This is a genomic window from Nocardiopsis sp. CA-288880 (assembly GCF_050955985.1).
Classification (GTDB): Bacteria; Actinomycetota; Actinomycetes; order Streptosporangiales; family Streptosporangiaceae; genus Nocardiopsis; species Nocardiopsis tropica.
Map to the genome: position 1 here is coordinate 1,915,251 of NZ_CP192105.1, position 14,914 is coordinate 1,930,164.

Genomic DNA, 14,914 nt, shown 5'->3' on the forward strand with positions numbered 1-14,914 from the left:
CTCCCTGTCCCGTCCGCCGCGGGGGAACGCGGCGTCCGGCCATCCTGCCAGGCGCCGACGAGAGCCAGGTCACTCGCCCCGTGCGTGCGGGCACGCCGCGACCGTGCGCTATAGTCACAGCCATGCAGCGGAACTTTTGGCGCTTTTATGGCTACCGGCCCGATACCCCGGTCGCCTGTAAAGCGCTGCGCTGACACAGACGACTTGAGCCCCGGGCCGGTAGAGCCCGGGGTTTTTTCGTGTCCCGGGCGCGAACCGGTCCCGCCACTCCCACCGACAAGCAGCTAGGGACGAACCACATGGTCATCGTGATGGCGCCGGACGCCACCCCCGACAACATCGACTCGCTCGTCGAACTGGTCACCTCCTCCGGAGGCGAGGCCTACGTGACCCGAGGGGTCAGCCGTACGATCATCGGCCTGGTCGGGGACGTCGAGCGGTTCCAGAACCTGGGCCTGGCCGCGAAGCCCGGTGTCAGCGACGTCCTGCGCATCTCCGCGCCGTACAAGCTGGTGAGCCGCGAGAACCACGACAGCCGCAGCGTCGTCAGCGTCCGGGGGGTGCCGATCGGAGGGGACAACGTCACCGTCATCGCCGGCCCGTGCGCCGTCGAGACCCCGGAGCAGACCCTCGAGGCAGCCAGGATGGCCCTCACCGCGGGCGCCTCCCTGCTGCGCGGCGGCGCGTACAAGCCGCGGACCTCGCCGTACGCCTTCCAGGGGCTGGGCGAGGCGGGGCTGAAGATCCTCGCCGACGTCCGCGAGGAGACCGGCCTGCCCGTCGTCACCGAGGTGGTGGACGCCGCCGACGTCGAGCTCGTCGCCTCCTACGCCGACATGCTCCAGATCGGCACCCGCAACATGCAGAACTTCGCCCTGCTCCAGGCGGCGGGCGACGCGGGCAAGCCCGTCATGCTCAAGCGGGGGATGAGCGCCACCATCGAGGAGTGGTTGATGGCGGCCGAGTACATCGCCCAGCGGGGCAACCTCGACATCGTCCTGTGCGAGCGCGGCATCCGCACCTTCGAGAAGGCCACCCGGAACACGCTCGACATCAGCGCGGTCCCGGTCGCCCAGAACCTGTCCCACCTGCCGGTCATCGTCGACCCGTCCCACTCGGGCGGCAAGCGCGAACTGGTGCTCCCGCTGTCCCGCGCGGCGGTCGCGGTCGGCGCCGACGGCGTCATCGTGGACGTGCACCCGCACCCGGAGACCGCCCTGTGCGACGGTCCTCAGGCCCTCCTGGAGGAGGACCTGGCACAGCTGCGCGACCTGGCCGGCACCCTCGCCGCCCTGAGCGGGCGCACCCTCACCCCGGCGCCCGGCCGCGAGCTGGCCGGTCTCTGAGGCCGTGGCGACGGCTCCGCCCCGCCACGTCGGACGTGGCGGGGCGGAGCCGTCGCGGCGCCCGTGTCAGAGGCGGGCGGCGGCGGGCTTGCTCGCGCCGTCGAGGCGCTTGGGCGCGGCGTCGCCGAGGAAGCTCGGCTTGTGCACCTGGGCCGTGGTGACCAGGTGCTCGACCAGCTCCTCGGCGTCCAGGCGCTTCTCGATCTGGCGCAGGTCGGGGATCTTGGCGGCGGTCTCGACCTGGCGCGGGGTCAGCATGGTGCAGCAGTCCTCGTCGGGCAGCTCCGAGATGGCCAGGGTGCCGATCCTGCGGGCCTGGTCCATGATCTCGGTCTTGTCCATCCCGACGAGGGGGCGCAGGATCGGCAGGTCGACGGCGTCGTCCAGCGCGGTGAGGTTGGTCATGGTCTGGCTGGAGACCTGGCCGAGGGCGTCCCCGGTGACCAGGCACTCGGCGCCGAGGTCGTCGGCGAGGGCCTCCGCGGTCTTGAGCATCAGGCGCCGCTGGGCGACGATCTGGAGCCGTTCGATGCCGGAGCTCTTCAGCTGCTGCTGGGCCTTGCCGAAGGGGATGACGAACAGGCGCGATCCCACCTGGTAGCGGTCCAGCTGGCGGACCAGGCTGTAGGCCTTGTAGATGGACTCGGGGCCGGTGAACGGCATCCCGGAGAAGTGCAGGAAGTCGACCTTGAGCCCGCGCCGGATCATCCGGTGCGCGGCCACGGGGGAGTCGATCCCGCCGGACATCAGCACCAGTCCGCGACCGCTCATCCCCGCGGGCAGGCCGCCCTGGCCCGGGATGCCGTCGGTGAACACGAACGCCTCGTCCTTGTCCACCTCGACGTACAGGGTGTTGTCGGGCCGCTTCAGGTTCACGGGGTAGCCGTGCGCCTCGATGACCTTGGAGCCCAGGTACCCGGCCAGCTCGGAGGAGGTCATCCCGAAGCGCTTGTCGCGGCGGCGCGCGCGCACCGCGAAGGAGCCCTGGCGCCCGGCCAGGGAGCGCACGCCGATGTCGGTGATGGCGTCCAGGTCCTTGGCCACCCGGCGGACCAGGTGCACCCACACCACGCCCATGACGTTGGCCATGCGGTCGGCGATCTCCGCGACCTCCAGGTCGGAGGCGCCGGGCTTGCGGACGATGATGACGCCCGCGCCGCGCTGGGAGAGGCGGACCTCGCCCAGGTCGCGCACGGAGGCGCGGATGTTGTTGTGGAGCCGCCGCTCGAACAGCTTGCGGTTGGAGCCCTTGAGGACGATCTCGCCGAGCTTCATGAGCACGCAGAGCTCGCCCAGCCCGGCCTCGGCTCCTACCTCGGCGACGGGGAGCGGCGCGGACTCGAGCGACGCGGACATGGTGCTACCTCCGGTGAATGCCTACGGCCCGGTACGAGGTGGGAGCGTCGGCGGTGGAACCGGGTGTCCAGCGCCGCCCTCCAGTATCGAACATCCCCCCGACCGCTCGAACCGTTTTCCGACGGGGTGGGAGGGCATGCGGCGGTAAACACAGTGTTGCGGCGGTCCCGGACGCGGACGCGCCCCCTCCCCTGGGAGCTGGGAAGAGGGCGCTCACCGGCCCGGGGCCGCCGCGCGTGGCTGTCGGCCGACGGGGCCGGTGGTGTCCGGGAGGCACCGGAGGTCCGTGTTCCGACGGTTCCGGCCCGTGTCGTGGGCGCTCCCGGAGCTCGCGGCGGGCCTAGCCGAAGAAGACCTCGGCCTCCTCGTAGCGCTCGGCCGGGACCGTCTTGAGGGTGTCGGTGGCCTCGGCCAGGTCGACGCGGACGATGGCGGTGCCCTGGAGGCCGACCATCTTGCCGAACGACTTGTCGTGCACGGCCTCGATGGCGTTCACGCCCAGGCGGGTCGCCAGCACGCGGTCGAACGCGGTGGGGGTGCCGCCGCGCTGCACGTGCCCCAGGACCACCGAGCGCGCCTCCTTGCCGGTGCGCTTCTCGATCTCCTCGGCGAGGCGCTGGCCGATGCCGCCCAGGCGCACGTGCCCGAAGGAGTCGGTCTCGCCGGTGGCCAGCTCCATCTGGCCCTCCTTGGGGTGCGCGCCCTCGGCGACGACGATGATCGGCGCGTACTGGGTCTGGAAGCGGCTCTCGACGTGCTTGACGACGTCGTCGATGTCGAAGGGGCGCTCCGGGATGAGGATGACGTTGGCGCCGGCGGCCATGCCCGAGTGCAGGGCGATCCATCCGGCGTGGCGTCCCATGACCTCCACGACGAGGGCGCGGTGGTGCGACTCGGCCGTGGTGTGCAGGCGGTCGATCGCCTCCATGGCGATGTTCACGGCCGTGTCGAAACCGAAGGTGTAGTCGGTCGCGTTGAGGTCGTTGTCGATGGTCTTGGGCACGCCCACGACGTTGACGCCGCGGTCGTGCAGCTGGCGGGCCACGCCCAGGGTGTCCTCGCCGCCGATGGCGACCAGCGCGTCGACGCCGAGCGCGGCCATGTTGTCCTTGACGCGCTCCACACCGCCCTCGATCTTCATGAGGTTGGTGCGGGACGAGCCCAGGATGGTGCCGCCCCGGGGGAGGATGCCGCGCACGGACTCGACGTTCAGCGGAACGGTGTCGCCCTCCAGCGGTCCGCGCCAGCCGTCCCGGAAGCCGATGAACTCGTACCCGTAGTCCTTGATGCCCTTGCGGACCACGGCGCGGATGACCGCGTTCAGACCAGGGCAGTCTCCGCCACCGGTCAGCACCCCGACTCGCATACGAATTCTCCTCGACGTTGTGTGTTCCCACGGCGCGAGACGCCATATGGTCTAGACCATAGTGGGCCCGGCTCCCCGTGGCCAACCCGGGGAGGCGAACAGTCCCGGAACGCCGTCGCCGTACGCGTGGGAGCGCGACCGGAACCGGGCGGGGGCACTGTCCGCTATTCGTCCAGGCCCTGGTCGATCGCGTACCGCACGAGCTCCACCCGGTTGTGCAGGTGCAGCTTGGTGAGGGTGTTCTGCACGTGGTTCTGCACGGTGCGGTGGGAGATGGTCAGGCGCTGGGCGATCTGCTTGTACGCCAGCCCCTTGGCGACCAGGCGCAGCACCTCGGTCTCACGCGGGGTCAGCGCGGGCGCCCGGGGCTCCCGGACGCGGTCGGACGACGACAGCCTGCGGTACTCGCCCAGCACGAGTCCGGCCAGACCCGGGGTGTACACGGCCTCGCCGGTGTTCACGCGGCGCACCGCGTCGAGCAGCTCGTCCCGCCCCGCCGACTTGACCAGGTAGCCGGTGGCCCCGGCCTTCACGGCCGCCAGCACGTCGTCGCCGGCCCCGCTCGCGGACAGGACCAGTACCTGCGGGGGCTCGGGCATCGCGACGAGGCCCGCCGTCAGCTCGACCCCGGTCATGTCCGGCAGGTGCAGGTCCACCACCGCCAGGGTGGGGCGCGCGGCCGGGGCGATGCGCAGCGCCTTGGCGCCGTCGCCCGCCGTCCCCACCACCTCGATCCCGGCCTCGCCCAGGTCGCGCGCGACCGCCTCGCGCCACATCGGGTGGTCGTCCACCACCAGTACCCGGATCTCCTCGGTCGCCATGCAGGGACCCTATCCCGACCGGGGCGGCCCCGTGCCGGCGGTCCGCGGGCCCGTGCGGGACGTGTCGGCGCAGGGGCGCGCCGGCCCCGCCGCCGTCCGGGGGGCGGAACGGAGCAGGGGCGTGCGGGCCGGACCGGCCCGCACGCCCCTGCCCGCACGCCCGGTCCCGGGCATGCGCGTCAGTCGTCCTCTTCGAATTCCCCGAAGTCGATGCCGCCCGGGGTCGCGGTGATCGTGATCTCCGTGCCCTCCGGCGCCTCGCCCGTGTGCGACTGGTGGGAGACCACCCTGCCGCCGAGGACGCGCTCGACGTTCACGTCGAAGCCCGCGTCCTCCAGCTCCTCCTCGGCGTCCCGCACCGGCATGCCGACCACGTCGGGGATCGTGACGCCCGGGGGGCCGGTGGAGACGGTCAGGGTGACCTCGCCGTTGGCTCCCACGCTGGCGCCGTTGTCCGGGCTCTGCCGGATCACGAGGCCCTCGTCGACGTCCTCGCTCTCCTCCTCGACCACCCTGACGGTCAGACCGAGCTCCTCCAGGGCGGTCCGGGCGGCGCCCTGCTCCTGGCCGACCACGGCCGGAACGGAGATGCTGCGGCTGACGGTGACCGTGACGGTGCCCTCCCGGTCGGCCTCGGCGCCCGCCTCCGGGTCGGTGGAGATCACCTCGCCGGGCGGGACGTCCTCGTCGTCGACGTCCACCTGTTCGAGGTTGTCCGGGGAGAACCCGAGGTCCTCCAGCGCCGCGAGGGCGTTCGCGGCGTCCTCGCCCGCCAGGTCGGGCATGGTCACGTTCTGCGGGCCCTGGGAGACGTACACGGTCACCTCGTCCCCGGGCGACAGGCGCTCGCCCTGTCCGGGATCGGTCCGGCCGACGCTGCCCGGCTCGGCGTCGCTGTAGACGGGCTCCTCCGCGAGCGTGTAGACCAGCCCCTCGTCGAGGATGGCCTCGCGCGCGGCCTCGGGGCTCTGCCCCACCACGTCCGGCACGGACTCGAACCGCCCGACGAGGAACCACCAGCCGGTGAGGAGCAGCACCAGTGCCAGGGCGGCGGCGCCGATCCCGATCAGCAGCCCGCGGCGCCGCGGGGCGTCGCGCTCGTCCGGGTAGTCGTCGTAGTCGTCCCCGTCGTAGCCGTCGTCGCGCAGCCCCGCGCTGTTCATGTCCACGACCATGGTGGCGTTCTCGGTGCCCGGTCCCGCCCCGCCCGCGATGAGCTGGGGGGCGGTGACGGACGCCGTCGCGGCGGTCGGGGCGACGGGTGCGAGCGGCGCCTCGCCGCCGGGGGCCTGCGCCGGCAGGCGGTGCAGGACCTCCAGCACCTTGGCCAGGTACTGGCCCGCGTTGCCCGGACGGTAGCGGGGGTCGCGCTCGGTGGCCTTGGTGACCAGCGCGTCCACCTCGGGCGGGAGGCCCGGAAGGAAGTGCGAGGGGCGGGGCACGTCCTCGTTGACGTGCTGGTAGGCGATCGCGATGGGCGTCTCGCCGGTGTGCGGCTGGCCGCCGGTCAGCAGCTCGTAGAACATGATGCCCGCGGCGTACACGTCGCTGCGGGCGTCGGCGACGCCCTTCTCGATCTGCTCCGGCGCCAGGTAGGCGGCGGTGCCCATGAGGGTGCCGGTCCGGGTGAGGCCCTGGTTGGACTGCTCCACGGCGCGCGCCAGGCCGAAGTCGGCCACCTTGACCCGGCCGTCCTCGGTGAGGAGGACGTTCTCGGGCTTGACGTCGCGGTGGACCATGCCCGCCTGGTGGGCGGCGCCGAGCGCGGCCAGGACCGACGCCATGACGTTCAGGGCCTCGTGCGGGGACAGGCGTCCGCGGGCCTTGAGCAGGTCGCGCAGGGTGCGGCCGGGCACGTACTCCATCGCCAGGAACACGTGTCCCTGGTCCTCACCCTGGTCGAAGACCTGGACGACGTTGGGGTGGGAGAGCTTGGCGACCGAGTGCGCCTCGTTGATGAAGCGCTGGACGAAGGTGGGGTCCTGTGCCAGCGACGGGTGCATCACCTTCAACGCCAGGCGGCGGTCCAGCCTCAGGTCGTGGGCGACGTAGACGGTCGCCATCCCGCCTCCGGCGATCCGGGACTCGACGAAGTAGCGTCGGTCGAGGGTCGCGCCTACGAGCGGGTCGGAAGTCGTCATGTCCACGGCGGAGTAGTGTCCTTGCTGCGGGGAGCGCGGGCTGTCGCGGTTGGTGGCGCGTACCCGACACCGGGTGTCGAACCGACACGATAGCGGAAGCCCACGCCAGGTCTGCCCCGCGGTTCGCGGTCGCGTCGCGCCTCCCCACCCTCGGTGGCGGGCGTTCGCGCCTGGTTCATCGGCGAGCGTGCGGTGCCCTCCGTCGGGCCGCACACCCATCCCACGTTAGGGGACGGTTCCAAACGTTCCGGGAACGGCGCTCCGGACCTCGCGGGCCCGGTGCGCGCCGGGCCCCCGGTCCGGGAACCGGGAGGCCCGGTCCCCGCGGCGTCGCGGCCCCGGAGGTCCGTCCCGGCGGGACGGCCCGGGTGGGACCGGTCACGCCCGGACGGAACACGCGCCCCGTGCGCCCCGGCCCGGCGCGACACGCGGCCGGCGGCCCTCCCGGGGCGTGCGCGGCGGCGGGCCGCGCCCCGGCGCCGGGCGCTACTCCACCGCGGGGGACGACGCGAGGGCGTGCCGGCGCACCGGGATGCGCCCGGCCAGGCGGGCGCCCCGGCCGGCCCGGACGGCGTCGCGCATCGCGGCGGCCATGCGCACAGGGTCCTGCGCGCGGGTCACGGCCGTGGCCAGCAGGACCGCGTCGCAGCCCAGCTCCATCGCGAGGGCGGCGTCGCTGGCGGTGCCGATCCCGGCGTCCACGATCACGGGGACACCCGCGCCCTCCACGATCAGTTCGAGGTTGTGCGGGTTGCGGATCCCCAGCCCGGAGCCGATCGGCGCGGCCAGCGGCATCACCGCCGCGCACCCCAGCTGCTCCAGGCGCCGGGCCAGCACCGGGTCGTCGTTGGTGTAGGGCAGGACGGTGAACCCCTCGTCCACCAGCTGCTCGGCGGCGTCCAGGAGCTCCACCGGGTCGGGCAGCAGGGTGTGCTCGTCCGCCACGACCTCCAGTTTCACCCAGTCCGTGCCCAGGGCCTCGCGTCCCAGCCGGGCGGTGCGCACCGCGTCCGCCGCGGTGAAGCACCCGGCGGTGTTGGGCAGCGCGCGGATCCTGTTGCGGGACAGCACGTCCCACACCGACCCCCGGGCGCCGGGGGAGACCCTGCGCATGGCCACGGTGGTCAGCTCGGTCCCGGAGGCCACCAGGGCCTCCTCCAGGACCTCCAGGGAGGGCGCCCCGCCGGTGCCGGTGATCAGCCGCGAGCCGAAGGAGGTCCCGGCGATCACCAGGGGGTCCTCGACGTGTCCGGTTCCGTGTCCGCTCATGCTCAGCCTCCCTGGACCGCGGTGAGGACGTCCACGCGGTCGCCCGTGCCCAGCGCGCCGTCCGCCCACGCGGCCCGGCGCACCACCTCGTCGTTGACGGCCACGGCGATCCCGCCGGGGATCGTGCCGCCGCCCGGCGCGGTCAGGTCGCGGACGACCGCCTCCACGGTCGTGCCGTCGGCGAACTCGCGGAGGTCGCCGTTGATGATGAGTTGCACTGCCTCTCCTACTCCCACGTCGTCGTGTGCGCGTCGCCGGACGCCCGGTCCGCGGCGAACCTGCGCGCGTACTCCGGCAGGGCGCCCGTGGTGAGGGCGCGCGCCATGGCCTCCCCGGTGGCCGGGGTCAGCAGGACCCCGTGCCTGAAGTGCCCCGCGGCCAGGTGCAGGCCGGGGACCCGGGTCGGCCCCAGCAGGGGCTCGTTGTCCGGTGAGCCCGGGCGCAGTCCCACACAGGTCTCGGTGACCTCCAGCTCGGTCACCCCCGGGACGAGCTCGCGCGCGTCCCTCAGGACCTGCCAGAGGCCCCCGGCGGTGAGCGAGGTGTCGTAGCCCAGCTCCTCCTGGGTGGCGCCGATGACCACCTCTCCGTCGGCGCGCGGCACCAGGTAGGTGGTGAAGCCCCTCACCAGGCCCCGGACCGTGCGGCCGACGAGGGGCGCCTCTCCGGCCGGCACCCGGGCGCGCAGGAGCTGGCCCTTGACCGGGCGCAGCGGCGGCACCACCGGTTCGGGCACCGTGACGCGGTCGCTCCAGCAGCCTGCGGCCAGGACGACCTGGTGGGCGGGCAGGACCCGGCCGTCGTCCAAGCGCACGCCCAGCCGGGAGCCCCCGGGGCCGGGGGCCGTGACCTCCTCCGCCCGCCCGGCGGTCTCGGTGACTCCCGCGCGTCCGCCCGCCGCGGCCAGGGCGCGCAGCAGCAGCCGGGGATCGACGGAGTGGTCGTCGGGGGCGAGCACTCCGCCGCGCACGGACGGGGCGAGCACCGGCTCCAGCCGGCGGCACTCGCGGCTCGTCAGGCGCTCGGTGGCGATGCCCAGGCGCTCCTGGAGCCGGTGCAGGTCGGTGAGGACGGCCATGTCGTCGCGGTCGAAGGCCACCAGGAGGGTCCCGGTGGTGCGGTAGCCCACGCGGATCCCGGCGGCCGCCTCCAGTTCGGCGACGAACCCGGGGTACATGCCCGCGGAGCGGACCCCGAACTCCATGAGGGGCTCCTCGCCGAACACGGCCTCGGTGGCCGGGGTGAGCATGCCCGCCGCGACGGTGGAGGCGGCACGGGCGCCGGCGGGGCCGGTCACGGGGTCGGGTTCGACCAGGGTGACGCGGAGGCCCTCCTGGGCGGCCCGCCAGGCGGTGACCCTCCCCACGAGGCCGCCGCCGACCACGACGACGGTCCGCTCCGGCGCGTCCCCGGGGCCGTCATTGGTAGGACGAATCGTTGCGCGGCGGGGGTCGTTCTTCGTGCGCACGGCGCTGTTCCCACTCCCTTCGCCGGCATGACCCGGATCAGGTTCGTGCGGTCGGAGGCTCACAGCCTCCCTCTCAGCCGGGTCCCACCCGGCTCCCGCGGGATGTGCAGAGGTCTGTCCCCATCCTAGAACCTCCTCCCGGAATGCGTGGCAGTGGTGGGGATCTCCACGGCGCCCGGCCCCCGCGGCCCCGGAAGGTGTCCGGGCCCGGTGCGGATGTGGCAGATTGGGAGGGTGACACGAAGCGACATCGACATCGACACGCTGGTCGGCGAGTGGCTGACCCTGAAGGAGGCGGCCGCGCCGCTCGGCGTGAGCCCCAACCGGATCAAGACCCTGATCCGCGAGAACCGCATGATGGGTGTGGTCCGCGGAGGGCAGCTGTCCGTCCCCGCCGCCTTCATCGACGGCGACGACCTCGTCAAGGGGCTGCCCGGGACCCTGGTGCTGCTGACCGACGCGGGCTTCTCCACGGAGGAGGCCCTGCGCTGGCTCTTCACCCCCGACGACACCCTGCCGGGCACGCCCATCCAGGCGATGCGCGAGAACCGGGGCACCGAGGTGCGCCGCCGCGCCCAGAGCATGGCCTTCTAGCGCGTGGTCCGTGGGCGCTCCCGGCGGGCGTCGGCGGACGCGGGTCCGGAACGATCCGCGGAACGCGGCGCGGCGCGCCGTCGGGCGGCCTCCCCTCGGGGGGCCGGCCGGCGAGGGCCTAGGGTGGGCGGGGTGAGGACCAGCCACGGAACCAGCCTGCGCAAGCGCCTGGACGCATCCCTTCTGTACCTGTGCACCGACGCCCGGACCGGGCGCGGTGATCTCGCCGAGTTCGCCGACGCGGCCCTGGCTGGAGGGGTGGACATCATCCAGCTCCGGGACAAGGGGCTGGAGGCCCGCGAGGAGATCGCGGCCCTGGAGGTCATGCGGGAGGCCTGTGAGCGGCATGGGGCCCTGCTTGCGGTGAACGACCGCGCGGACATCGCCCGCGCGGTGCGCGCCGACGTCCTGCACCTGGGCCAGCGCGACCTGCCGGTGCCGATGGCCCGCGACATCATCGGGGCGGACCCCGTGATCGGCCGCTCCAACAACGACATCGCGGCTGCCTCCTCCTCCGCGGAGGAGGCCGGGAGCGACTACTTCTGCGTCGGCCCCACCTGGGCCACCCCCACCAAGCCGGGCCGCCCCGCGGCGGGCCTGTCCCTGGTCGAACGCGCCGCCGCACTGGGCGCGGACCGCCCGTGGTTCGCCATCGGCGGGATCGACGCGACCAACATCGACGCCGTGGTGGAGGCGGGCGCCCGCCGGGTCGTGGTCGTGCGCGCGATCACCGAGGCCGAGGACCCCCGGGCCGCCGCGGCCGGGCTGCGCGAGCGACTGACCGCCCGCACCGGGGGCTGAGCGGAACTTCCCGGCCCCGCCGGGCCCCGTGAGGGCGAGGACGCCGTCCCGCCGCCGGGGGAGGGGGCCGGGGCGGCGGCGCCACCGCGGCCCCCGCGCGGACCGGTGGCCGCGGTCGCCGCGCTGAGCCCCGTCGACGGCCGCCCGCGCGTCCGCGCCCTCCCGGCCGGCAGGCTGTTCGGGCGGTGCGTCCGCCCCGCCGCCGGGGGAGGGGCCCCGGGACGGCGGCCTCGCGGCCGCGCGCCCGGCCGGTGGTCCGTCCCACCGGCCTCACGGCACGAGGAGCACCTTGCCCAGGACCCGGCGCTCCTCCAGCGCCCGGTGGGCCTCCTCCGCCCGCTCCAGGGGCAGCGTCAGCCCCACGTGCGGTCGCACCCGCCCGGAGCGGGCCATCTCCAGGATCCGGCGCACGTCGCCGCTCGGCCCCTGCTTCCCGTCCTCCAGGTCGAAGAGGCCGAACACCTCGATCCCGCGGCGCTCCGCCTCCCCGGCGTCCACCTCGGAGAAGCGGCCCCCCGCGGAGCCGTAGGAGAGGAAGCGTCCGCCGTCGGCCACGGCGCCGAACGCCGCCTCGCCGAGGTCGCCGCCGCTCCCGTCCAGGACCACGTCGGCGCCCGCGCCGCCGGTGGCCTCGCGGACCCGCTCCACCCATCCGGGCTCGGAGTAGTCCACGACCGCCTCCGCCCCCAGCCCACGGGCGAGGGCCAGCTTCTCCGGGCCCCGGGCGGCTCCCACGACGCGCGCCCCGGCCGCGGCGGCGAGCTGGACCGCCAGGCTGCCGGCCCCGCCCGCCGCCGCCAGCACGAGCACCCACGTGCCGGGGCCGAACCCGCCGCTGCGCTCCAGCGAGAGGGCGGTGGGCCCGTCGTGCAGGAGCGCCAGCGCCTGCTCCGGGTCCAGGCCCTCCGGGACGTCGACCAGTCCCGACGCCGGGACGGCGACCCGCTGGGCGTACCCGCCGAAGGGGGGCACGGGCTCGCCCCCCTCGGGGGCGGCACGGCCGGTGTCGGTGACGACCAGCGCGCCGACCCTCTCCGGGGCCACCCCCTCGCCGACCCGGACCACGGTCCCGGCCACCCCCGCGCCCGGCACGTACGGGGGCTCCACCGGGAAGTAGTCCAGCCCCCACCCGCTGCGGACCAGCGTGTCCAGGTACATCACGTTGGACGCCGCCACCTCCACCACGACCTGCCCGGGTCCCGGCTCCGGTTCGGGCACCTCCCGGGCCACCAGGACCTCGGGGCCGCCGAACCCGTCCACCCGTACCGCTCGCATACCAGATCTCCTCGCTGTCGCGCCGTGCTCTCCGCCGGCGGTGCCCAGCCTGGTACTTCAAGTAATATTGAGGTCAAGTCCCGGTGCGGGAGAAGCCCCCGGGACGACGAAACCGCCGCGCACGGGGCGCGGCGGTGGCGGGCGGGCGGTGCTCAGACCCCGACGTGCGACAGGGCGCTCGGATGGCGCCGGAGGAACCCCTCGATGGACTGGGCCGGGTGTCCGGTCAGCTTGGGCACCGTCGGGGCGACCTCGTCGAGCTCACCCGCGGCGATCGCGGCGTACGACGAGGCCCATCCCTCGACGGCCCACTCCGGGGCGCCGGTGGCGCGGCGCGACTCCAGCGCCTCCTCCCAGGTCTCCGGCACGTAGCGGACGGAGCGGCCGGTGAGCGTGCCCAGCTTGTCGACCGTGGCCCCGAGGGTCAGGGCCTCCGGGCCGGTGACGTCGTGGGTCGTGTCCTCCGAGGCGAGCGCGGTCGCCGGGTCGGTCAGCACCGCCGTCGCCACGTCCGCCACGTCGTCACGGGACACCCACGCGACCCGGCCGTCACCGGCCGGGCCGCGCACCACGCCGTCGTCCCCCACCCAGCCGGGCAGCAGGTCCAGGTACAGGCTGGGTCTCAGGAACGTGTACCGCACCCCCGTCGACCTGATGTGGGCCTCGGTGTAGAAGTGCGTGCGCGCGAACGTGAACACGGCGGCCGGACCGGCCCCCAGGAAGGACAGGTAGACGATCCGGGACACCCCCGCGCGGACCGCCCCGTCCACCGCGCTCAGGTGGACGTCCATCCGGTCCTCGGACTCGGTCGCCGAGACCAGGAACAGTGTGTCCACACCCCGGCAGGCCCGCTCGAAGCCCGCCGTGTCCTCGTAGGCCGCCATCGCCGCGGTGCTGCCCGGGTACTCCGGCGCCCGGTTGATGTCGCGCACGATGAGGCGCTGCGCCAATCCGAGCCGTGCGATCCGGGCTGCCACCCGCCCGCCCAGCGCCCCGGTCGCCCCGGTCACACCTATGGTGTGGTTTGTCATGTGATCGTCGCCCATGACACCCCATCCTGAGGTACGAGGGCCTGCCGGGCACTCATCGGCACGCGGCTTTTTGCGCGTCCGGGTCAGGGGGTGGTGCGCTCTTGGCCCTTCCCCCCGCCGGGCCCCGCGGGAGGACCTGTGCCGTCGCCTCCGGGAGCGCCCTCCGACGACCCCCGTCCGGTCCCCCGGTAGGCCAGCCGGCGCAGCAGCACCTCGGCCGGGCCCCGCCTGCCCGCGCGCTCCAGCGCGTACGCGCCGGCCACCGTCACCAGCCAGACCCCCACCGCGAACAGGAACATCGACCACGGCGACAGGTGGGCCGCGACGCCCAGCCCCCAGGCGGTCAGGACCGGCGCGCACAGGACCGACTGGGCGAGGTACGCCGACAGCGACCGCTTGCCGGTCGCGCTCAGCGCGGTCGCCACCGGGCCGGGCCCGCGGCCGCCCGCCTGGATCCGGTGGGCGACCAGGGCGGTCAGCGCCACGTAGCCGATGCCGCAGGCCAGGCCGGTCACCATGTGGGGCAGGGCCAGCATGCCGCCCTGGGAGACGGTCAGGTCCCACGCCCCGACCTGGGCGAGCGCGGAGGGGACGCCGCCCAGCCATCCGAGGGAGATGCCGGCGGCGGCCGTCAGCCGCAGCAGGACCAGGTGGCGGCCCGGTTCCTCCAGGATCCGGCGGCGCGCCGCCCAGAAGCCGAGCAGGATCGCCGTGGGCACGGTCAGGCCGAGCAGGCCCTGGCCGAGCACGATGAGCGGCCACACCGACAGCCGCCCGATCGCGGCGCCCAGGATCGAGGGGTTGCCGATGTTGGAGGCCATGTCGTCCATGCCCGGACCCGCCATCGCGGGCTGGTCCGCGGGCATGAGCGCCAGGCCGACCAGGCCGGCGGCCGACAGCAGCAGCATGAAGCCGGTCAGGACCCCGGCCCACACCAGCAGGGTGGCGTCCCTGCGGCGCAGGAACAGCCAGCCCAGGAGCAGGCCGGCCAGTCCGTAGGCGCCCAGGACGTCGCCCATCCACAGCAGCAGCGCGTGCACGAGGCCGAACGCGAGCAGCCACAGGTTGCGGCGGCGCAGCAGCGCGTCGACGGCCCCCGCGTCCGCTCCCGCGGCCTCCTGGCGCCGCGCGAGCTGCACCATGCCGTAGCCGAACAGGAACGCGAACATCGGGTAGCTGCGCCCGTCGACCGCGACGACGGTGAAGAACTGCGCCGCCGCGTCCGGCACGCCCCCGGGCTCGGGGTGGGCGCTCAGGCCGCCCATGGGAACGGCCCACAGGTACCAGACGGTGTTGGCGATCGCGATGAACAGGAGCATGAACCCGCGTGCCAGGTCGGGGGCGAGCGCCCGTTCACCCGCGTCCGCCGGGCCTCGAGAGACGGTGTGCCCAGACATGGGGTGTCCTCCGGTCGCGCTAGGGCTTTCGACGATTCAACCGGAGGAC

At 74.2% G+C, this 14,914-nt stretch carries 13 protein-coding genes and 1 riboswitch; of the genes, 3 read left to right on the top strand and 10 right to left on the bottom strand.

Going from position 1 to position 14,914, the window contains the following annotated elements:
- Window positions 1-299 precede the first annotated feature (299 nt).
- Window positions 300-1,346: a 3-deoxy-7-phosphoheptulonate synthase gene (gene aroF, locus ACQPYD_RS08415; RefSeq protein ID WP_267948895.1), complete on the top strand. Its 1,047-nt coding sequence runs from the start codon at window positions 300-302 to the stop codon at window positions 1,344-1,346.
- A 66-nt stretch (window positions 1,347-1,412) separates the two neighbouring features.
- Here aroF and thiI read toward each other — a convergent pair whose 3' ends face one another.
- The 7 genes from thiI to thiO all read right to left on the bottom strand — a co-directional run bounded on the left by thiI (window position 1,413) and on the right by thiO (window position 9,734).
- A complete protein-coding gene (gene thiI / locus ACQPYD_RS08420) occupies window positions 1,413-2,702 on the bottom strand; it encodes a tRNA uracil 4-sulfurtransferase ThiI (protein ID WP_433700474.1) in 1,290 nt (429 codons plus the stop codon).
- Window positions 2,703-3,042: 340 nt separating this feature from the next.
- Entirely contained in the window at window positions 3,043-4,068 is a 1,026-nt protein-coding gene (locus ACQPYD_RS08425; protein WP_267948897.1) for a 6-phosphofructokinase, read from the bottom strand.
- Window positions 4,069-4,232: 164 nt separating this feature from the next.
- A complete protein-coding gene (locus tag ACQPYD_RS08430) occupies window positions 4,233-4,889 on the bottom strand; it encodes a response regulator (protein ID WP_267948898.1) in 657 nt (218 codons plus the stop codon).
- 179 nt (window positions 4,890-5,068) lie between these two features.
- Window positions 5,069-7,036 carry a Stk1 family PASTA domain-containing Ser/Thr kinase gene (gene pknB / locus ACQPYD_RS08435; protein ID WP_433700475.1) on the bottom strand — a complete coding sequence of 656 codons (1,968 nt, stop codon included), beginning with the start codon at window positions 7,034-7,036 and terminating at the stop codon, window positions 5,069-5,071.
- 480 nt (window positions 7,037-7,516) lie between these two features.
- On the bottom strand, window positions 7,517-8,299 hold the full coding sequence (locus ACQPYD_RS08440) for a thiazole synthase (protein WP_433700476.1): 783 nt from the start codon (window positions 8,297-8,299) through the stop codon (window positions 7,517-7,519).
- Between the two features lie 2 nt (window positions 8,300-8,301).
- Window positions 8,302-8,517, bottom strand: coding sequence for a sulfur carrier protein ThiS (thiS, locus tag ACQPYD_RS08445; protein WP_433700477.1), 216 nt, complete (start codon window positions 8,515-8,517; stop codon window positions 8,302-8,304).
- Between the two features lie 8 nt (window positions 8,518-8,525).
- Window positions 8,526-9,734: a glycine oxidase ThiO gene (gene thiO, locus ACQPYD_RS08450; protein WP_433701992.1), complete on the bottom strand. Its 1,209-nt coding sequence runs from the start codon at window positions 9,732-9,734 to the stop codon at window positions 8,526-8,528.
- Window positions 9,735-9,762: 28 nt separating this feature from the next.
- A riboswitch (TPP riboswitch) is annotated at window positions 9,763-9,876 on the bottom strand.
- Between the two features lie 107 nt (window positions 9,877-9,983).
- On the opposite strand from thiO, the gene ACQPYD_RS08455 reads away from it, so the two are divergent.
- Both ACQPYD_RS08455 and thiE read left to right on the top strand, forming a co-directional pair.
- Complete coding sequence (locus tag ACQPYD_RS08455) at window positions 9,984-10,361, top strand: Rv2175c family DNA-binding protein (RefSeq protein ID WP_267950307.1); 378 nt, start codon at window positions 9,984-9,986, stop codon at window positions 10,359-10,361.
- 132 nt (window positions 10,362-10,493) lie between these two features.
- Window positions 10,494-11,162, top strand: a complete 669-nt coding sequence (gene thiE, locus ACQPYD_RS08460; RefSeq protein WP_433700478.1) for a thiamine phosphate synthase — start codon at window positions 10,494-10,496, stop codon at window positions 11,160-11,162.
- A 270-nt stretch (window positions 11,163-11,432) separates the two neighbouring features.
- Here the strand turns inward: thiE and ACQPYD_RS08465 are convergent, their stop codons facing one another.
- The 3 genes from ACQPYD_RS08465 to ACQPYD_RS08475 form a co-directional block, all read right to left on the bottom strand.
- Entirely contained in the window at window positions 11,433-12,437 is a 1,005-nt protein-coding gene (locus tag ACQPYD_RS08465) for a zinc-binding dehydrogenase (RefSeq protein WP_433700479.1), read from the bottom strand.
- A gap of 152 nt (window positions 12,438-12,589) precedes the next feature.
- A complete protein-coding gene (locus tag ACQPYD_RS08470) occupies window positions 12,590-13,483 on the bottom strand; it encodes an SDR family oxidoreductase (protein WP_433700480.1) in 894 nt (297 codons plus the stop codon).
- Window positions 13,484-13,551: 68 nt separating this feature from the next.
- Window positions 13,552-14,865 carry a DUF418 domain-containing protein gene (locus ACQPYD_RS08475; RefSeq protein ID WP_433700481.1) on the bottom strand — a complete coding sequence of 438 codons (1,314 nt, stop codon included), beginning with the start codon at window positions 14,863-14,865 and terminating at the stop codon, window positions 13,552-13,554.
- Between the last annotated feature and the right edge of the window lie 49 nt (window positions 14,866-14,914).